This window comes from Microbulbifer celer, from assembly GCF_020991125.1.
GTDB classification, from domain to species: domain Bacteria; phylum Pseudomonadota; class Gammaproteobacteria; order Pseudomonadales; family Cellvibrionaceae; genus Microbulbifer; species Microbulbifer celer.
This window is the reverse complement of record NZ_CP087715.1, coordinates 1,816,523-1,835,120: the sequence shown is the minus strand read 5'-3', so window position 1 is coordinate 1,835,120 and position 18,598 is coordinate 1,816,523. Positions and strand designations below refer to the sequence as shown.

The 18,598-nt window shown below is 54.0% G+C and carries 15 protein-coding genes and 1 pseudogene; 8 read left to right on the top strand and 8 right to left on the bottom strand.

What is annotated here, in order from left to right:
* Window positions 1-274: 274 nt before the first annotated feature.
* The 3 genes from LPW13_RS07690 to LPW13_RS07680 all read right to left on the bottom strand — a co-directional run bounded on the left by LPW13_RS07690 (window position 275) and on the right by LPW13_RS07680 (window position 2,840).
* Window positions 275-1,498 carry an amidohydrolase family protein gene (locus LPW13_RS07690; RefSeq protein WP_230438855.1) on the bottom strand — a complete coding sequence of 408 codons (1,224 nt, stop codon included), beginning with the start codon at window positions 1,496-1,498 and terminating at the stop codon, window positions 275-277.
* A 175-nt stretch (window positions 1,499-1,673) separates the two neighbouring features.
* A complete protein-coding gene (cynS, locus tag LPW13_RS07685; protein ID WP_230438854.1) occupies window positions 1,674-2,144 on the bottom strand; it encodes a cyanase in 471 nt (156 codons plus the stop codon).
* Window positions 2,145-2,180: 36 nt separating this feature from the next.
* On the bottom strand, window positions 2,181-2,840 hold the full coding sequence (locus tag LPW13_RS07680; protein ID WP_230438853.1) for a carbonic anhydrase: 660 nt from the start codon (window positions 2,838-2,840) through the stop codon (window positions 2,181-2,183).
* Window positions 2,841-2,951: 111 nt separating this feature from the next.
* Between LPW13_RS07680 and cynR the strand changes: the two genes are divergently transcribed.
* The 3 genes from cynR (at window position 2,952) to LPW13_RS07665 (ending at window position 7,582) form a co-directional block, all read left to right on the top strand.
* Entirely contained in the window at window positions 2,952-3,842 is an 891-nt protein-coding gene (gene cynR, locus LPW13_RS07675) for a transcriptional regulator CynR (protein ID WP_230438852.1), read from the top strand.
* A gap of 298 nt (window positions 3,843-4,140) precedes the next feature.
* On the top strand, window positions 4,141-6,522 hold the full coding sequence (locus tag LPW13_RS07670; protein ID WP_230438851.1) for a DNA polymerase II: 2,382 nt from the start codon (window positions 4,141-4,143) through the stop codon (window positions 6,520-6,522).
* A 97-nt stretch (window positions 6,523-6,619) separates the two neighbouring features.
* Window positions 6,620-7,582, top strand: coding sequence for a zinc-dependent alcohol dehydrogenase family protein (locus tag LPW13_RS07665; RefSeq protein WP_230438850.1), 963 nt, complete (start codon window positions 6,620-6,622; stop codon window positions 7,580-7,582).
* 99 nt (window positions 7,583-7,681) lie between these two features.
* Here the strand turns inward: LPW13_RS07665 and LPW13_RS07660 are convergent, their stop codons facing one another.
* Genes LPW13_RS07660 through LPW13_RS07650 form a run of 3 tightly spaced genes read right to left on the bottom strand, consistent with a single transcriptional unit; the run spans window position 7,682 to window position 10,066 of the window.
* Window positions 7,682-8,149: a hypothetical protein gene (locus tag LPW13_RS07660; protein ID WP_230438849.1), complete on the bottom strand. Its 468-nt coding sequence runs from the start codon at window positions 8,147-8,149 to the stop codon at window positions 7,682-7,684.
* Window positions 8,136-8,810, bottom strand: a complete 675-nt coding sequence (locus LPW13_RS07655) for a response regulator (protein ID WP_230438848.1) — start codon at window positions 8,808-8,810, stop codon at window positions 8,136-8,138. The genes LPW13_RS07660 and LPW13_RS07655 overlap by 14 nt, the downstream gene beginning before the upstream one ends.
* Window positions 8,807-10,066, bottom strand: coding sequence for a sensor histidine kinase (locus LPW13_RS07650; RefSeq protein ID WP_230438847.1), 1,260 nt, complete (start codon window positions 10,064-10,066; stop codon window positions 8,807-8,809). The genes LPW13_RS07655 and LPW13_RS07650 overlap by 4 nt, the downstream gene beginning before the upstream one ends.
* A 288-nt stretch (window positions 10,067-10,354) precedes the next feature.
* On the opposite strand from LPW13_RS07650, the gene LPW13_RS07645 reads away from it, so the two are divergent.
* On the top strand, window positions 10,355-11,086 hold the full coding sequence (locus LPW13_RS07645) for a DUF2306 domain-containing protein (protein WP_230438846.1): 732 nt from the start codon (window positions 10,355-10,357) through the stop codon (window positions 11,084-11,086).
* A gap of 529 nt (window positions 11,087-11,615) precedes the next feature.
* Here the strand turns inward: LPW13_RS07645 and LPW13_RS07640 are convergent.
* Window positions 11,616-12,224, bottom strand: coding sequence for a peptidoglycan recognition protein family protein (locus tag LPW13_RS07640; protein WP_230438845.1), 609 nt, complete (start codon window positions 12,222-12,224; stop codon window positions 11,616-11,618).
* A gap of 370 nt (window positions 12,225-12,594) precedes the next feature.
* Entirely contained in the window at window positions 12,595-13,425 is an 831-nt protein-coding gene (locus LPW13_RS07635; RefSeq protein WP_230438844.1) for an alpha/beta fold hydrolase, read from the bottom strand.
* A gap of 342 nt (window positions 13,426-13,767) precedes the next feature.
* Between LPW13_RS07635 and LPW13_RS07630 the strand changes: the two genes are divergently transcribed.
* From LPW13_RS07630 to LPW13_RS07615, 4 genes and pseudogenes are all read left to right on the top strand, one after another.
* Window positions 13,768-14,700, top strand: coding sequence for a M14 family metallopeptidase (locus LPW13_RS07630; protein WP_230438843.1), 933 nt, complete (start codon window positions 13,768-13,770; stop codon window positions 14,698-14,700).
* A 121-nt stretch (window positions 14,701-14,821) separates the two neighbouring features.
* Window positions 14,822-15,998 (top strand): annotated as a pseudogene (locus LPW13_RS07625) (IS3 family transposase).
* Window positions 15,999-16,346: 348 nt separating this feature from the next.
* Complete coding sequence (locus LPW13_RS07620; protein ID WP_230438842.1) at window positions 16,347-17,276, top strand: hypothetical protein; 930 nt, start codon at window positions 16,347-16,349, stop codon at window positions 17,274-17,276.
* Window positions 17,273-18,235, top strand: coding sequence for a hypothetical protein (locus LPW13_RS07615; RefSeq protein WP_230438841.1), 963 nt, complete (start codon window positions 17,273-17,275; stop codon window positions 18,233-18,235). The genes LPW13_RS07620 and LPW13_RS07615 overlap by 4 nt, the downstream gene beginning before the upstream one ends.
* The last annotated feature ends 363 nt before the right edge of the window (window positions 18,236-18,598 follow it).

The following is an 18,598-nucleotide window of genomic DNA, read 5'->3' as shown; positions in this document are numbered from 1 at the left end:
AAAATCAACTAACTTTATCTGCCAAAATAGAACGTAGGCGCGATTAAATCGTTTTAATTGCGTTTGAACTAATGCGTTCAGATCAACATTATGGCCTTCGCCGCAGCCCTGACCAGCGCGGCAGCAGCTGTATCCACTACTGGCTGACCACGTCCGAGGGCCCGGTCAAGCTGCTCATTGAGGGCGAGCGTCACTGTGGCGATAGGCAGATCTAACCCCAAAACTGCCCTTCGGAAGAGGACTTCTGCCTGTCGTTTAGCTTGATCATGAGATCTCAGAATACCACTGAGCGACGTTGCTCGAATGTCGCCACAACTCTACCGCGCTTAAGCACCATCAGCCGCGCGGGTAGATCGAGAATGACATCACTGACCGCACGGGTGTCCAGCAGGACCAAGTCCGCATCCTTGCCCACTGCCAGGCCGTAATTATTCAACCTCAGGGCTTTTGCCGGGTTTGTGGTAAGCATGGAGAGCACCGTGGCTTGGTCATCCGCACCGCCCAGATGGCAGGCTGGCAGGGCAAGTTGCGCGATGTTCAGCAGATCGCCAGTGCCATAAGGGGTGAACGCATTGCGGATGTTATTGGTCGCCAGGCAGATGTTCACGCCGCCATCGCGCAGTGCCCGCACTGGGGTCAAAGTCCGGCGCACGTTATGGCTGTCGCCGCGGGCGCCCAGATGCAGGTCGGTGGCGGGCAAGCACATCACGCTGATACCAGCCTTGCGCAGTAACTCGATGATGGGTGCCTGCCGCTCGGGTGCCACAGCCGCCAGGCTTGTAAGGTGACCAACGCAGACACGCCCTTGATAGCCCTCGGCGAGAGTCTTGCGGGCCACGTATTCGATAGTCATGTGCTCAGCATCATCGGCGAAATCCTGGTGGAAATCGATGTCCTTGCCGTAGCGCTTGGCCAGGTCGAAGACGAAGTCGATGTGTTCAATGGGGGATATATCGTTGTAAGGAATGCCGCCAACGACATCGGCACCCTTGTCCATGGCTTCGACCATCATTTCCTTCATGCCGGGCAGCTTCAGTATCCCTTCCTGCGGAAAAGCGACCACCTGGATATCAATGAAATTACGGAATCTGTTGCGCAGTTCCAACACCACATCCAGGCCGGTGAACCCCTGTGACGGATCGAACTCGGCGTGGGCACGGACGTGGGTGCTGCCCGCCTGCACCAATGTGCGCAATACCTGGGTCGAACGCTCCAGGATGTCTTCTTGGGTCAGTGTGGGCTTGAGTTCTGCAGTCACCGCAATGGCCTCACTCAAGGTACCCGAGCGATTGGCCCTACGATGCATGACATTGGCTTTTTCCAGATGCAGGTGGCCTTCGACAAACCCCGGAATCAGCACATTCCCATTGCCTTGGATTTCGTGCTTCGCGTGTGCTGCTATGGTAGGGGCAACCGCTGCGATCTTGCCGTCCTGCACACCTACATCCATCAACGGTTGCGCATCATCGACGCGTACGTTTCGAAAGATAATATCCATGTGTTTCGTTCCTCACATCGGTTCATGCAATACCGATGTGCATCAGTTGTTGGAGTACCCATTGCCTGTGAACAAAGGCCGTAGGGAAGTTAGTCAGTAACGCTTTCATCGATGTTTACCGGTCCAGGAAGATTGGGCCCGGACGCCGTCAGGCGTCGGGCCGTTTACCGTGGGTTTAGAAAGGTTTGGTCGGCAGGTACTTGCCGTCCAGCGTGATCACCGCGCGGGAGCCGCCTTCTGGATCTTCGACCTTCTTGATGTCCAGCTTGAAGTTGATAGCACTGATGATGCCGTCTCCGAACTTCTCGTGTACCAGTGCCTTCAGCGTGGTGCCGTAGACTTGGAGAATCTCGTAGAAGCGATAGATCGTAGGGTCGGTCGGCACACCGCGCTCCATGCAGCCGCGCACCGGTACGGTTTGCAGCAGGGCAATGCTATCGACGTCAAGGCCGAGCTTTTCACCGACCACCTGGGCTGCGCTGGCGGGCAGCGGATGCTGGCCCAGCAGCGCGGCGGTGATGAAGGCTTCGGATAGGCCGGTGCCCTCGGTGATCTGGGCATACGACAGGTCTTTGCGGGCCTTGGCCATGAGGATGGCTTCGGTCAGGGCCTGCCGAACGCTCTGGGTGGCTTGCGACTGGATCATGGTGTTGTCTCCTTGGGTTGATTGGAGTTTCAGTGTTCAGGCAATGTGCTTGGTTGGATGGGAAATAGCGTGTACTTGCGGGTTGTCTGCGAGGGATACGAAGTCGCCGGTGCTGCCATCGAAAGCATCGATACGGCCGCTCTCGATGTCGTAGATCCAGCCGTGCAGGGTGACACGACCCTCGTCAAGGGCGAGGCGTACTGACGGGTGGGTCTGGATATTGGCCAGCTGGGCGATGACGTTTTCACGCACCATGGCCCTGACCTTGCTGTGCCCGTCCTCATGGTGGTGGGCTTCGTTGACGACCCGGGCGGAGTCGGCGTAGCGCAGCCAACTGGCTACGGCGGGCATGTGGTCCAGGCATTTGCAGGTGGAGATGGCGGTCATGGCGCCGCAGTCAGAGTGGCCGCAGATCACGATGTCCGCGACTTGCAGCGCAGCGACAGCATACTCGACCGAGGCGGATACACCGCCTGGCTCAGGGCCGTAAGACGGCACGATGTTGCCGGCATTGCGGATGACGAACAGGTCGCCTGGCTCGCGCTGGGTGACCAGTTCTGGCACCAGTCGGCTGTCGGAGCAGGAGATGAACAGCGCCCGTGGGCTTTGCTGGGTGGCCAGATCCTTGAACAGCTTGGCTCGCTGGGGGAAGACGTTTCGCTGGAATTTCAGGAAGCCGTCAATGATGTCTTTCATGGCTATTACCTCTGTCTCTCGGTGTGTGGAGACAAAGGTTACGGATCGCCTGGCATAAGGTAAAAGTCTCATTTATGATGATCTCCATCAGGTAATCTTATGTGAGTGGCTATGCTTGCCCGACACATCCAGTACTTTCTCGCAGTGGCGGAGCATCTGAGCTTCACCCGGGCCGCTGCGGCCTTACATGTATCCCAACCGGCCCTGTCGCAGCAGGTCAGGCAGTTGGAGGAAAGCCTTGATGCGCAGTTGTTCGACCGCTCGGGGCGGACGACGCGGCTGACCGATGCGGGTGAGGTCTACCTGCGCTATGCACGCCGAGCAGCGCAAGAGCTACAGGAGGCCAAGCGCGCCATCCATGATGTCAGCGACCTCAGCCGAGGCTCGCTTCGGGTGGCGGTCACGCCAACCTTCACGACCTACCTGGTAGGCCCCTTGGTCGAAGCCTTTCACGGCCGTTATCCGTCTATCACCATGGACGTGCGGGAGGTCTCCCAGGAGCGGATGGAGGAGCTATTACTCGCGGATCTGCTGGATGTGGGGATCGCGTTCGAGGACGTGCAGGCCCAGGACATTGAGACCAGTCCGCTCTTGGTTGAAACGCTGGCGCTGGTGGTCAATAACCGGCACCCCTTGGCCAAGGCGCAGTCCATCGGGTTGGAGGCACTGAGTGCGCAATCGCTGGTTCTGCTCGGTACGGAGTTTGCCACCCGCGAGCAGATTGATCGCTTCTGCCAGCAAAACGGCATTCATCCCCAGGTGCGGATGGAGGCCAATGCCATCAGTGCAGTTACCGAAATCGTGCGCAGGACGCCACTGTCTACCTTACTGCCCACGCCCATCGCGCATGCCCATGAAGGCTTGGTGGCCCTCGCGCTCGATCCTGTTCGCCTACAGCGCACCGCCGTGCTGTTGCGGCGCAAGGGCGCTTATCAGAGTGCTGCGGCGCGGGCATTCATCGAGCTGGCAGGGGAAGTGGCTGCGCGATTGGAGAGATGTTAGGAAGAATAAGGAATTGGCGACTCGCTCTTTCACGGCTTTACGGATTTTTTCGAGTGATTCGCCGCTTCAATCCCGTCCAAGATGGGTTAACGAGCGACCGAGCAGAAATGTGCCAACCGCTCAGCCGGCCAGTACACCAGCGGCCATGGAAGTCAATGACGCATTAGTAAGTATCGACGCAATCTTTTGGCTGGCCGCAACAGCCCTCGCGTCCAGCGCTGGCGATTGCTGATATCTGTGTATTTATCCAGTAGAATGGCGCCAATCTCTAATCCAAATCTCAACCCAGAACAGCCTTTTGCCTCAAGGATTCCTCCTCACTCGCCACAGCTTTGACCAGCGCGGCAGCACCTGCATCCACTACTGGCTGGCCACGCCCGAAGGCCCGGCCAAGCTGGTTATTGAAGGAGAGCGCCCGGTTTTTATGGTGAAGGTGGCGGACCGGGATCAGGTGACCGAAGCTCTGGCCGGCGTGCCTTACGATTGGCAGCAGCTGGGCTTCCAGACCTTTGGCCGCGAGGAGGCGGCCATGCTGTATTTTCCCACCATCGACGCCCACCGCCGGGCCCAGACCCTGTTGCAGCATCGCGGTATCGAGGTGTTTGAAGCGGATTTTCGTCTCCACGACCGCTACCTGATGGAGCGCTTTGCCCGGGGCGGCCTTTACTTTGAAGGTGTGGTCCGGGCTAAAGACGGCTATACGGAATATCGCAACGTGCGCCTCAAGGGCGCCGAGGTGCAGCCGGATTTCACGGTGGTTTCTCTGGACGTGGAGTGCTCCGGCCAGGGCGAGCTGTATTCCATCGGTCTCTACGGTGATCGCGTGGAGGAGGTGCTGATGGTGGGGGCAATGCCGGACTTGGGGCCGGACTCGGCGGAGGGCCAGCCTGAGAGTGCTGAAACCACCATCCACTGGGTGGATGACGAACGGGCTCTTCTCAAGGCCCTGGAGGCCAGGATCCGATGCCTGGACCCGGATATCATTATTGGCTGGTCGGTGGTGGACTTTGATTTTCGGCTGCTGCTGAAAAGGGCTGGGCGCTATGGCCTGCGCCTGAAGCTGGGGCGCGGTGGCACCGATGCCCGCTGGCGGGATGGCCGGGCAGGCGGCCCGGGCTTCGTGACGCTGCCGGGCCGGGTGGTGCTGGATGGCATCGACGGCCTGAAGAGTGCCACCTACAACTTCGAAAGCTTTAGTCTGGAATTCGTCGCCCAGACCCTGCTGGGCAGGGGCAAAGACACCGAAGATGTGGACAACCGCCTGGCGGCGATTGAACACGACTTTCGCCATAATAAACCCAAGCTGGCCGCCTACAACCTGGAAGACTGCCGCCTGGTCTGGGATATTTTCCAGCACACCCGCTTGCTGGATTACCTGCGCCTGCGGGCCCAGCTCACCGGCCTTGAGCTGGATCGCAGCGGCGGCTCCGTGGCGGCCTTCACCAATCTCTACCTGCCCAAACTGCACCGCAGCCGCTATGTGGCGCCCAACCTGCCGGCGGACGGTGGCCTGGCGAGTCCCGGCGGCTATGTGATGGACTCCCGGCCGGGCCTTTACGACAACGTGCTGGTGCTGGATTTCAAGAGCCTGTATCCCAGCATTATCCGCACCTTCAAGATCGATCCTATGGGACTGATTGAGGGATTGGCTGATGACAACACCATCCCCGGTTTTCGCGGTGCGCGCTTTTCCCGTGACAAGCACTTCCTACCGGACATCATTACCAATCTCTGGGCCCAGCGGGACATCGCCAAGCATGAACAAGATGCCGCTCGCTCCCAGGCCATCAAGATCATCATGAACTCCTTTTACGGGGTGCTAGGAAGTGGGGGCTGCCGTTTTTATGACACGCGTCTGGCCAGCTCCATTACCCTGCGCGGTCACGAAATCATGCAGCAGACTGCCCGTTGGATTGAGGAACTGGGGCACCAGGTCATCTACGGCGATACCGATTCCACCTTCGTCTGGCTGAGCGGCCAACCCAGCCCGGAGGAGGCCGATGTGATCGGCAAGCGCCTGGCCAGCGAGATCAATACGCGCTGGCGGGACAAGCTCAAACAAGAGCTGGCGTTGGAGTGCGAATTGGAGATGGAATTCGAAACCCACTACCAGCGCTTTTTGATGCCCACCATTCGCGGCTCCGAGGCCGGCTCCAAGAAACGCTACGCAGGTCTGGTGGTAAATGGGGATGAGGAAAAGCTGGTATTCAAGGGCCTGGAAACGGTGCGCAGCGACTGGACCGCCCTGGCCAAGCAGTTCCAGACCCAACTCTACGGGATGGTGTTTAAGAGTGTTGATCCGTCCGGCTTTATTCGCGAGACGGTGGAGAAAACCCGGGCAGGGGACATGGACGAGCAGCTGGTGTATCGCAAGCGGCTCAGGCGCAAGCTGGAGCAATACGTAAAAAACGTACCACCCCATGTGCGCGCGGCGCGACTGGCCGATGAACGCCGCCGAGAGAAAGGGTTGTCACCCCGTTATCAGAACAAGGGCTGGATTCGCTACGTGATCACTCTCAACGGCCCGGAGCCGGTGGATCACCGCCAGTCACCGATGGATTACCAACACTATATCGACCGGCAGCTCAAGCCGGTAGCCGATGCCATATTGCCCTTTATCGATCTGGATTTTGACAGCCTGGTGGATGGCCAGCTGGGCCTGTTCGGAGTGGAAGCATGAATGGGGCCAGATCAACGTTATGGCATTAATTTGATTGAGCGGACGTTATGCCAAAAATGATGGTCTACCCTATTTGTTTATATGGATAGGTGAAAATATGAGAGCAATGATTTTAAAGTCTTTTGGTGGACCTGATAGTTTTAGTGACGTTGTATTGCCCAAACCAGTACCTGGTACAGGGCAGGTTTTGGTGAGGGTCCATGCGACCTCCGTCAACCCGCTGGACTACCAGGTTAGACGCGGAGATTATAAAGATTATGTTCCACTGCCAGCGATTACGGGACACGACGTTTCTGGCGTAATTGAGTCAGTTGGTCCTAGTGTGACGGCATTCAAGCCCGGTGATGAAGTGTGGTACACACCTGAAATCTTTGTCGGTCAAGGTAGCTATGCCGAATATCATGTTGCTCATGAATCAATAGTTGGCCTTAAGCCCAGTTCACTTACTCATCTTGAAGCAGCAGCACTGAGCTTAGTTGGCGGTACAGTCTGGGAGGCGTTGATTACCAGAGTCAATCTACAAGTGGGTGAAACCATTCTGGTTCATGGTGGCGCTGGCGGTGTTGGACACATTGCAGTTCAGATTGCTAAAGCGGCGGGTGCGCGAGTGCTAACAACTGTGTCTTCGCAAAACGCAGAGTTTGCAAAAAGTTTAGGCGCAGACGTCGTTATTGACTACAAGCAAACCGATTATGTTGAGGCGGTGCTCTTAGCAACGAACGGAAAGGGGGTGAACGTCGTACTTGATACCATAGGTGGCGATACGCTTACGAGAAGTCCATTAGTGTTAGATCAACTGGGCCGGGTTGTCAGTATCGTAGACATTGCAAGCCCTCAAAACCTTATCGAAGCCTGGGGACGAAATGCCAGCTATCACTTTGTCTTCACCCGCCAAAATCGAGGCAAGTTAGATGACCTTTCTCGTTTGGTGGAAAGAGGACAGCTCAAACCACATGTCGGTGCAACGTATCCGCTTTCTGAAATCGGTCTCGCACATGCTCGGCTTGAGAAAAAGTCAAATGGTTTGCGCGGCAAAATTGCAATCGATGTAACCGCTTAAGCTGATTGGCTTTAGCCGTTTCAATCAGGGAATAGCGGGTCGCACTTATTCGAGGGCCTGGACACCGTGCGCAGCGAATGACCGATTGAATATTAATCTCTAACTACTATTCACATCAGTAGGCGTTTTCATCACCACCGGCCAAACCAGTCCCGCCCGTATTCCCGCCAATAAAACGACATACGAGATTTCCAGGGCTAAAAAGGCTCCGATGGGGTGGTCAGGTACACCACGCACTAGCAGATAGACCAAATACGACGTAGTCAGCAGGTTGCCGGCAAGTCCGACGTTGAGCGCATAACTGCGCGCCTGCCAAAGCGGTTTACTTAGCAGGATATTCAATACCGCGGTGGCGGTGAGCATCACGCCGGGTAGCATAAGGAAGATGCGGCGTCGTGCAGCCGTGTCGGCATCCAGAATCTCTCCCCAAACTGCGCCAAAATGTCCGTATGCGCCCAGGGTGAGAAAAAATCCGAGAAGCGCCGTGCTTATCGCAGCGAGGTTATACAGAGCGTTTCGCTGCAAACCCGGTGTTGGGCTAGCAGGTGTCGTGCTAGAAACCGACATCGCATCCTCCGACAGTAGTCAGGCCACATTCGTACGCGAACATCACAGCCTGGGCGCGATCGCGCAATCCCAGTTTTGAGAGCAGGCTGGAAACGTGGGTTTTTACGGTGGCCGGGCCGATAAATAACGTTTCAGCAATTTCAGCATTGCTTTTGCCGGTGGCGATTGCCGTCAGTACTTCGCGCTCCCGAGCGGTCAGTCGCTCCAATCGTTCCGCCAGATTGCGCCCGGTTCCCAGCTTTTGCGCGAATTCGCTGATTAGGCGTTTGGTGATGCCCGGGGCAAGCATGGCGCCGCCATCGGCCACGGTGCGGACGGCCTCTACCAGTGATTCCGGCGGAATATCCTTGAGCACAAAGCCGCTGGCCCCGGCCTGTAGCGCACGGAATACATATTCGTCGGGGTCGAAGGTGGTGAGGATGATGACGCGGCTGGTGGTGCTATCTGTTGTCAAGATTTGCGCTGTCGCTTCCAGCCCATCCATTTCCGGCATGCGGATGTCCATCAGGATGATGTCTGGCTGCTGTTCGCGGGCTGCCGCTATGGCCTCGACGCCAGTGCCTGCTTCCGCCACTACTTCAATATCGGGCTCGTTATCCAGCACGAGCGCAAAGCCGCGTCGCACCAGTGCCTGATCATCCACCACCATTACACGAATCATTGTGCTCCCCCATCTTCAGCGGGCAGTTGTGCATAGACCTCAAAGCCACCGCGACCCACCGCACCGGCGCGCAGGTGGCCGCCGAGTAATTCGGCGCGTTCACGCATCCCCGCAATACCATGTCCGCCACTGGGTTGTTCTTGGTTCGTCTGTTGATCCACGCCATATCCGTCATCGAGAACGGAAACAGTTATTTGGCCAGGCTCTGCGCGTACACAGACATGCACGATAGCATCGGCTCCGACATGTTTGATGACGTTGGTCAATGACTCCTGAACGATGCGGTAGGCGGCGAGGGCGGTTCGGGTAGGTATGTTTTCCAGGTCGCCATAGGTTTCATACTCCACGTTGTCCAGGACCTGTCGTACCTTTTCGATCAGGGCGGGCAGATCGTTCAGATGGGGCTGCGGAGTAAGCGCTGTTTCGTCGCTGGCTGGGCGCAGCACGCCTAGTAGATGGCGCATTTCCGACAGGGCTTGGCGGCCTGCCGCTTCTACCGAAGCCATGGCTTCGCTGGCTGCTTCCGGGTTGTTGCGGCTGATGGTTCTGGCGGCGCCGGCCTGCACGGTCATCAGGCTGACTTGGTGTGCCACCACATCATGCATCTCCCGCGCGATGCGGGTGCGTTCGGCTGCTACTGCACGCTCGGATTCGGCATTGCGTTCCCGTTCTAGATATTCCGCTCTTTCTTCCAGTAAACGCAGGTATTCGCCGCGAAAGCGTAGCCGCCGGCCAATGTGCCAGAGTGCCCACGTCAGCATAAGCGCGATGGTTCCCGAAGCCGTTGGCTGAATCAGAACGTTCAAGTCAACCGCGATATAACCCAGCGTCGCCAGCACCGCGATCAAGCTCATCCGGGCACTGGGTTCGTAGCGGCCCAGGCTGTAGAGGGAAAAGGCCATGGCGACGATGCCGTTGGCGGGCAAGCCCACCTCCAGTAAAAGACTTGCCGAGAGAATCACGGCATGTACTTGCCAGGCGTGGGTGCGGCGCCAAAGCAGGGCAAAGCAGCCGACGAAGGCGCATTGAAAGGCGGCGATGTCCCACAGGCTCTGCAGGGCCAGTACATCGTGGGTTTGCTGGTGGGACCACATCAGCATGGTCAGCAGAAAGGCCAACAGGGCGATCAGCAGGTCGGTAAGTTGGGGCCAGCGCTCGAATGGCCCACGCCATGGCTGCCAAACCGGGAGCTTGGGCAACTCAGCGTCGGCCTTGTGCGGTTCTGGTGCCGATGTATTGGGGGGCGGTGACTTCATTTCTGCATGCTAAACCAGGTGTGAAGGGCTGTCATGAGCCTTGTGGGTGAGCCGGGTGCTGCGCCATCTCCACCTTTTGGGGGAGGGCAGATTCCTGCCTGTGGCGGATGTGTGTAAGCGCCGAATTGTCGACCATGCTCGCCAGGCATATTGAGCAGGAGAAAAATGATGAACGACGCTGCACTCAGCCCGACACCGCACCGCAGATTACACCGACCTTCACACGCTCCCTTGGACGCGAATCGGGCGGTCAACCTCACAGTAAAAACCTGGTTTTGTATCGCGGCCGTGGGGCACACCATCTTCCTCGCTTACATTCTTGCGGTATTCTACCCGCCCATTGCACAGTCCGGGCTGGATGGTCTGCAAGGCTTGCACCTGCCGGCGGGCTTTCGTGAGGGCGATACGCTGGGCAACCTGGCAGCAGTGGCCCATGTTGTATTGGCGGCAATAGTGATCGGTGGCGGCCCCCTGCAGCTCATTCCTGCGGTGCGCCGACATGCGCCCACCTTCCACCGCTGGCTCGGCCGCAGTTACTTGATGGCGGCCGTGATCAGCAGTGTGGGTGGGCTGTATATGACCTGGACACGCCACAGTATTGGCGACCTGGTATCACAGGTCACCATCTCTATCGACGGAATATTGGTTCTGGTATTTGCGTTTCTGGCAGTGCGCGCGGCAATGTCACGGCGAATTATCGAACACCGTCGCTGGGCACTGCGCCTGTTTATGGCTGCCAGCGCAGTATGGTTTTTTCGTGTGGCGTTGATGGGCTGGGCGATGCTCACGGGCGGTTGGGGAGTTGATTGGGATTCCTTCACAGGCCCATTTCTATATGCGTTGGGTGTTGGCCAGTACCTGGTTCCTCTGGCCATGCTGGAATGGTATTTCCATTGTCAGAAACGCGAAGCACGCCAGCGCGTGCAGATTGCATTTATAAGCACCCTGGTGCCCATGACAGTTTTTATGGCCATTGGTATCTTTGCCGCTACCATGGGGATGTGGTTGCCGCAAATGTAAGTCGGCCAGCCCCGGTAAACACTGGAGAACAACAGCTATGAGCTCAGCACCTGCGCCGCTGGAATCCGAATGCCATCGACCCGAACCGCTCGTTCTATGAGAGCAGTCCCGATTGAGCATCGGCATAAAATGAAAAAACGCGGCCATGGTCGCGTTTTTTATTTTGGATCTAAACAGTCGTCACAAGCAAAGTAATGTACCGTATTTCCGCACTTCAGCTCTGCGGTGTTTCCCGCTCTTATCTCCCAGGTACAACTTTCATTTCCGACATTGGCTGTTCCGTAGGAATAACAGGGTAGGTAATCGTATTCATCGTGTAACTGCTTGAGGGATATTGGCTTTGCTTTCTTGAAGAACTCTCTCGCCGATCCGGGCGAAACCGCGAAATCTGAACAGAAATCTTTTCTGTTGTTTTCTGTTTTCGAGCCAATGACTTGGGTTATTTCGACCGTGCTTACATCCTCAGACTGGGCGCAGCTGGCTAATAGAGTCATCCAAATAATGACCAATAAACGATACATAGGCTGGATTACCATGTGGCGCTACTCGCTTCGGTTGGCATCTTGTATGACACTTCTGGATGTCTGTATACGTCGGCGCTGGTTATGTTGAAATGGGTGTAGAGTTCATTAATTAGCCACTTGAAAGATGAGTTCTGCAGTGGAGAAATTGTTTCGTACTGCTTTTTGACCTTGTTATAGGAGCCTACAATTTCAATGCCTAAAGAATCAAGATTCAACGGGAATCGGTCTGGATAAGGTTTCACTTTTTCATGATTGTGCAGGTTACTGATTCTAGACGAGTAAGAAAGTCCTTTCTGGAACAGCAGCTGAGTCGCGTTTTGAAGTTGTACTTTCGTACAAGATTTTGTTTCGTAGCATTTAGACTTTATCTTGCCGACATGATAGGCCTTCTGGCTAACTCTCGCAGTCTGGTAAATTATCCCTTGCTTGTCGATTAGAAAATGTGCCCCATGCCCGCCTTTGGTATATGAATTAAATGTTTGTTGTGCTGTATTTGCCCCTGTCTGGTGTATTACGACGGCATTTACCTTGTTCAGCGGGCCGCGCTCTATTCCAGAGAATACCTTTTGAGTGATTTGGGGATCCAAAAGCAGTCCCTGCTTAAGCGTTGACATCACAAACTCCAATAGATTAACTCGCTACCGAATATATCAGTCATATTTGATGCTCTCAATGAAAGATAAATCGACTCTGACACTATTTAAGTAAATTGAGATCATTAATTTATTAAAATCAGCCCGAATTCCAGCAGGGGTGATCGCGTTAACCACCTATACGTACCTTTATTACGACAACGATAGCTACAACGAAATTACGTTATCTATCATTTCCAAAAATCCGGAGGGACAAACCTGGAGCCCTTCACCCTGATGAGCCAATCTGTGCCAAAAACTTTCGGGGCTATGATCTGAAAATTTCGGTAGACACAGACTTGGCCCAGGTTAGGGGAGTGGTTGGATACAATCTCCCGACAGTCGCCCACAGTTAGCCTTCAATAAAGGCGAGTAGATCTGCATTGATAGTATCGGCATTGGCGGTGGGCATGCCGTGGGGGAAGCCGGGGTAGGTCTTCAGGGTGCCGTTCTTCAGCAGCTTGGCGGAAAGTGGGCCGGAATCTTCATAGGGAACAATCTGGTCATCGTCACCGTGCATAACCAGGACAGGAACGGTTATTTTTTTGAGGTCGTCGGTAAAGTCAGTCTGTGAAAAAGCGACGATACCGTCGTAGTGCGCCTTGGCGCTACCCATCATGCCTTGGCGCCACCAGTTCCAGATAACTCCGTCAGAAGGTTTTGCATTTGGGCGGTTGTAGCCATAGAAAGGGCCGGCGGGAACGTCGTAGTAAAACTGCGCGCGGTTTGCGGCGAGCTGCGCCTGCATATCGTCGAATACGTCTTTGGGCAGGCCTCCCGGATTATTTTCAGTCTTGACCATAAGCGGTGGCACCGACGAGATCATTACAGCCTTGGAGACGCGGTCCTCCCCGTGTCGCGCGATGTAGTGAACGACTTCGCCGCCTCCCGTGGAATGACCAATATGAACTGCGTCCTTTAGGTTGAGATGATTGACAACGGCTGCTGCGTCATCGGCATAGTGGTCCATGTCATGTCCATCCCAAACCTGGCTCGATCTGCCATGGCCACGTCGGTCATGTGCAACTACCCGGAACCCTTTGTGCAGGAAAAACAACATCTGGGCATCCCAGTCGTCTGAGCTGAGGGGCCAGCCGTGGTGAAAACAGATGACCTGCGCGTCTTTCGGTCCCCAGTCCTTGTAAAAAATTTCCACGCCATCTTTGGTTGTGACATATCCCATGCCCATTTCTCCTTTGTAAAACGATAGAGGAAACACTAGTTGGTAACGGAGTTGGCATTGCCAGGAAGCAGTGTTGAAAGCGACAGTTGATCGGCACTACAAAGGAAATCCCGCCGCGAACCTGTCGCCCAGATGCACCGTTTGCCTGATATTGCTGTTTCCTAGTGTAGGACGAAATTGAGCTTTCCAGCGCGCTCCGCAATGCCTTGTCGGCACCAGATAACGGTCTGTTGAGGCGCTTACAAAGCATCTCAAGGTATGACTATCCCTTCATGGCGGATAATGTCTCGGGCCGGGTGCTAGAATGCCCGCCGGCCTTGCTCATCATCGGAGAACATCACTATGAATACGGCTCCCGACTCTTATCCAATCGGCACCCCCGGCTCCCCCTGGGGCGACGCGGAACGCGCCGAGTGGCTGTCGCGCCAGACCCGTCAGCGCAGCTACGAGGCGGAGGTGTTGAGCGTGATAGAGCGCCTGCGTCCGCGCTTCGGCGTGGAGGAGTACGGCCGTATGGATTATGGCTCCGACAGCTATCCGCTGCTGGCGATCCGCAGCCGTGACTGGAACGACGACCTGCCGGTCGTGCTGGTGACGGGTGGCGTACACGGCTACGAAACCAGCGGCGTACACGGTGCGCTGCAGTTTGTGGATCAGCATGCATTGGAGTACGCGGACCGGGTCAATCTTCTGGTCGCGCCCTGCGTCAGCCCCTGGGCCTACGAGCGTATCCATCGCTGGAACCCGAACGCCATCGACCCGAACCGCTCATTCTACGAAAACAGTCCTGCGGAGGAGTCGGCGGCGCTGATGCAACTGGTGGCACCGATCCGCGATCGTGCGCTGATGCATATCGACCTGCACGAGACCACCGATACCGACGAAACCGAATTCCGCCCCGCACTGGCCGCCCGCGACGGCAAACCGTTCACGCCGGGTGGGATTCCCGATGGCTTCTACCTGGTGGACGACAGCGAGAACCCGCAGCCGGAATTTCAGCAGGCGGTGATCGCGGCGGTAGAGAAGGTCACCCATATCGCCCCGGCCGACGACAACAACGAAATCATCGGCTCACCGGTGGTTGCCCACGGCGTGATCGAATATCCGCTCAAGCAGCTGGGCTTATGCGCCAGCATCACCAACGCCCCCTACAAGACCACCACCGAAGTTTACCCCGACAGCCCCCGCGCAACGCCCGAGCAATGCAATACCGCGCAGGCGGTTGCGGTGTGTGCGGCGATTGACTATGTGCTGGCGCAATGGCAAGACAGTTAATCTCTGGCTGAGCTTGCAAAAGGAGCCCCGTGGTGATCACAGGTATTCTTGTAGTGGCACACTGAATTTGGCCACCTGACTTTGAGTGATATTATCATGCTCAACGAGATCAGGTGAAATAATGACCAAGTCAAAAAAGAAGCGATTTGACCCCGAGTTCAGGCTGGAGGCGGCGCAACTGGTAGTCGACCAGAATTACACAGTGAAAGAAGCTTGCGAAGCCATGGGAGTCAGTAAATCCACGATGGAGTCGTGGATACGGAAGCTGCGGGCGGAGCGAGGTGGAAAGGCCCCAGAAGGCAGGGCTATCACTCCAGAACAGATTCGCATCCAAGAACTAGAGCGGAAGCTGAAGAGGGTTGAAGAGGAGAAAGAAATCCTAAAAAAGGCTACAGCTCTCTTGATGTCGGACTCGCTGAACAGTTCAAAATAATCGAGCGATTGCAGGGGAGCTATGCCGTTCAGCGGTTGTGCGACGTATTTGATATACACCGGAGTAGCTATCGAAGCTGGCGTGACAGACCGTCGGAGCCAAAGCCAGAAGAGGTGCGACTACAGGCGCTGGTTAAGGCTGCCCATAAGGTTAGCAATGGTTCTGCCGGGGCAAGAAGCATCTCAAAGATCGTTACACAGGGCGGTACACCGCTCTGCCGGTACCGCGCTGCAAAGCGAATGAAGCTACTCAGTTTGGAGAGCACCCAGCTTCCAAATCATCGGTACAAGAAGGCTGAGCAACCACACGTTGATGTTCCGAATCATCTGGATCGGGAGTTTGACGTTGCTGCACCAAACAAGGCTTGGGCCGGCGATATCACGTATATCTGGACAGGCGCCCGGTGGGCGTATCTGGCGGTAGTTATAGATTTCTTTGCGCGTAAGCCGGTTGGTTGGGCGCTATCGTTATCGCCTGACACCGCCCTGGTTAAAAAGGCGCTTACGATGGCCTACGAATCACGAGGGCAACCGGAAGGCATCATGTTCCACTCGGACCAGGGATGTCAGTACACAAGCCTCGCGTTCCGACAACTACTGTGGCGCTACAGAATGACGCAGAGCCTGAGCCGTCGCGGCAACTGCTGGGACAACGCACCGACAGAGCGCTTTTTCCGGAGTCTCAAAACAGAGTGGGTTCCGGAAACCGGCTACAAGTCCTTCCCTGCGGCTAAACAGGGAATCACGAGTTACATCATTGGCTACTACAGCCAAATACGCCCCATCAGAAAAATGATGGAATGCCGCCGAATGTGGCGGAAGAGAAATATTGGAATGCTCAGAGTTCGGTGGCCAAAAAGAGTTGACGACTACAGTATTCCAAGTATAAGAAAAATGAGCCACAAAGGGCTATTGACATCAGCTAGATTTTTTAATGTTGATAATCGTGCCAAGTTTTATTTGTTTCCGTTAAAAATCATATGGTCTTATGAGGGTTTGATGATATAAATCTGCTGAGGCATTAAGCGCAAGTATTAGCTTCCTCCATTAAAGATACTTGAAGGCTGCTAAGATTTGGCGCATCTGTTTGTAAACTAAATGTCATGATTTTGAGAGGTTGCTGTTCTGAAAATCGCGTTAAGTGCCTATTGTTTTCTGCGGGGTTAAATGTTTTAACCGTAAAGGTTTAATTGAGTACTATATAGGGGGGGGGGATGCGGTTATTTTTTGTTGCATTATGTTTGGTCATATCTTCATGCGGAGCACTGGAAGATCCAAGGTCGGAAAGAGAAGCTCCTCCCAAGTATATAGTAAGTGTCTCAGCAAATCTAAAAGATCCAGCTTGTGGTTGTGAGCCTCAAAGTAAGTGGAAGTTGTACAATAACCACCCCCGGTTTTCTAAACAGGTTACTTTGAGGAGAGTTGTCACAGATAGAGATAGTGGTTTTGTGGTTTCGGAATCCATTGATCAGTATATTATTGAACCTGAGTTTGAAAGTCTTCTTTCGTGTAAATATGTCGAGTCAAGTAAGCCTTGCGATAGCTCTGTAGCTTACCAAAAAATCGACGAGAAGGTTCTCGGTAGAAACGAGTTAATCGCGGATAACAGCTACTGTGAGTCCGCCTGCTCAGATATCAACAATCCTTTTTGTTACCAGGTTCCTGTGCAGTCGAAGCCTCTCTTGGAGCCATTGTTTAAGTTTTTGGATAATCCTTCTCCAACCCTTCCAGGGCTTCTTGATGAGCTGGGGTCTGATATATCTTTGTCAGCTTGCCAAAGAGAGCAGAAAATCTCTTTTGATTATGAAGAAGGGGTGATTTCCAACTCTAGCAGTCTAGCCGGAAAGAGTTGTCTATTTTCATCAAGGGCATCAGTGTTCGACGTTTCGATGGCTTCTCATGTTGAGGCGAAGGCGATTAAAGCAACGGCGGTCTCACCCAAAAATTTTCTGTCTTTTAGAAATAATTATTCATCTTTTAAGATAAGTTTTGATGATGAGGAAATACTGAGTGATAGTGATTTTGGCGTAGAGAGTTATGAGGCTCTTTATGGTGGGTATGTAAGAAATGTGTCAGAAATGAATGGCGAGATGATAGTCGAGACTTCGAACGGTTGTTTGCGTGCTAAGCGGGGTGATACATGAGAGTCGAATTTTTATTTTTGTTGTTATTTTCTGGGGTCTCTATTGCAGAACCATTTCATTTTTCGATAGATAAACCTTTTTCTTCGGCAGCCTGTCTGGCTCAAGCTATACAAGCGGCTGACCCAAAAGGAGAATGGAGTCAAGATAAAGTTGGTGATTTTGCACAACAGCTGAGGTCGATTGAGTCCTACAGTTATTCTTCGACCGGGGAGAGATTTAATTGTAGCTACGACCAGTCTCGATCTTGCATCAGGGTAGAAAAAAATATATTGGTAGATGTGCAAAGTATAAGCGAAGAAGTTTCCGGGAGGCTCAGGTCGATCAGAAAGAGCGGGTGCTCCTTCTATAATAATGACGGAGTTAGAAGGACGGTGCGGTCGAAAGATGTTTATTTTAGCACGAAAATATCTGGTAAAAAAAGGACTTGCATGAAACTACCATTCGGGGGGGAGTTTAAAACAGATCTGGCTTCAATCTCTGGTAGTGCTTGGGGGAAGGTTGAGATGCTCTCCACCGACGCGAGGATCGAAAACGATAAGGTTGTTGATGGAAAAATGACTTTTGATGTCACAGGTGATGGGGAGGTTGATGCAAGGGTTCTTGGAATTTTTGATTTAAATTTTATAAATGAAATCGGAAAAATCGCTGGGGATGCTTTGACGTATTCATCTTTAGGATTGGTGAAATTTCAGATTAATGATATCACAGGAATAGATGAAATTTCAGATGTTCCTGGATTTGAAAGGCAGTGGAATTTTGGTACCGCGGACTCAAAAATAGATCGGTATGATTCGGCAAATTTAAATTTTTTGTATAGCGGGGAAGAATCAAGATTTTCTGAACGTAATAGTAAGTTGATGGTTGAAGTGAATTACCATTCGGAGTCGAATGAAATTCTTTACGAAGGGGCCAGAAATGCATTGCAAAAGGAAATCGATTTGCTTAATGACTGTAGGTGAACAATGGGTGGTTTCTTGATGGGTTTTGTTTCGGCGGTGATGGCAAGAACCCGAAACCCGAGTTCCAGAAAGCAGTGGACGTAGCGATGGAGAAGGTCATACATATTGCCCCGACCGATGACATTAACGAGATCACCCTGTGGTCAGGATGATTGTCGCTGTGGATAACTACCTTGATACATAGGGCATACGATACTGCTACCAAAACCATTAAAAATCAGAGCGCGCGTTCTTTGATGCGCCATGGGTTGATGCGAAATAGTTTTTTGTGTTCTGCAGGTTAAATTCTGCGATGCGAACATGTATTTGGCACAAGTGTCGTCACACATATGATCTTTTTGTGAGATATTTTAACTCGCACAT

Excerpts from the sequence above, each read along its gene's own strand:
- LPW13_RS07630 (WP_230438843.1), top strand. The coding sequence starts at position 13,768 with ATGAATACGGCTCCCGACTCTTATCCAATCGGCACCCCCGGCTCCCCC.
- LPW13_RS07650 (WP_230438847.1), bottom strand. The coding sequence starts at position 10,066 with ATGAAGTCACCGCCCCCCAATACATCGGCACCAGAACCGCACAAGGCC.
- LPW13_RS07615 (WP_230438841.1), top strand. The coding sequence starts at position 17,273 with ATGAGAGTCGAATTTTTATTTTTGTTGTTATTTTCTGGGGTCTCTATT.
- cynR (WP_230438852.1), top strand. The coding sequence starts at position 2,952 with ATGCTTGCCCGACACATCCAGTACTTTCTCGCAGTGGCGGAGCATCTG.
- LPW13_RS07690 (WP_230438855.1), bottom strand. The coding sequence starts at position 1,498 with ATGGATATTATCTTTCGAAACGTACGCGTCGATGATGCGCAACCGTTG.
- LPW13_RS07655 (WP_230438848.1), bottom strand. The coding sequence starts at position 8,810 with ATGATTCGTGTAATGGTGGTGGATGATCAGGCACTGGTGCGACGCGGC.
- LPW13_RS07660 (WP_230438849.1), bottom strand. The coding sequence starts at position 8,149 with ATGTCGGTTTCTAGCACGACACCTGCTAGCCCAACACCGGGTTTGCAG.
- LPW13_RS07640 (WP_230438845.1), bottom strand. The coding sequence starts at position 12,224 with ATGTCAACGCTTAAGCAGGGACTGCTTTTGGATCCCCAAATCACTCAA.
- LPW13_RS07665 (WP_230438850.1), top strand. The coding sequence starts at position 6,620 with ATGAGAGCAATGATTTTAAAGTCTTTTGGTGGACCTGATAGTTTTAGT.
- cynS (WP_230438854.1), bottom strand. The coding sequence starts at position 2,144 with ATGATCCAGTCGCAAGCCACCCAGAGCGTTCGGCAGGCCCTGACCGAA.
- LPW13_RS07635 (WP_230438844.1), bottom strand. The coding sequence starts at position 13,425 with ATGGGATATGTCACAACCAAAGATGGCGTGGAAATTTTTTACAAGGAC.
- LPW13_RS07620 (WP_230438842.1), top strand. The coding sequence starts at position 16,347 with ATGCGGTTATTTTTTGTTGCATTATGTTTGGTCATATCTTCATGCGGA.
- LPW13_RS07680 (WP_230438853.1), bottom strand. The coding sequence starts at position 2,840 with ATGAAAGACATCATTGACGGCTTCCTGAAATTCCAGCGAAACGTCTTC.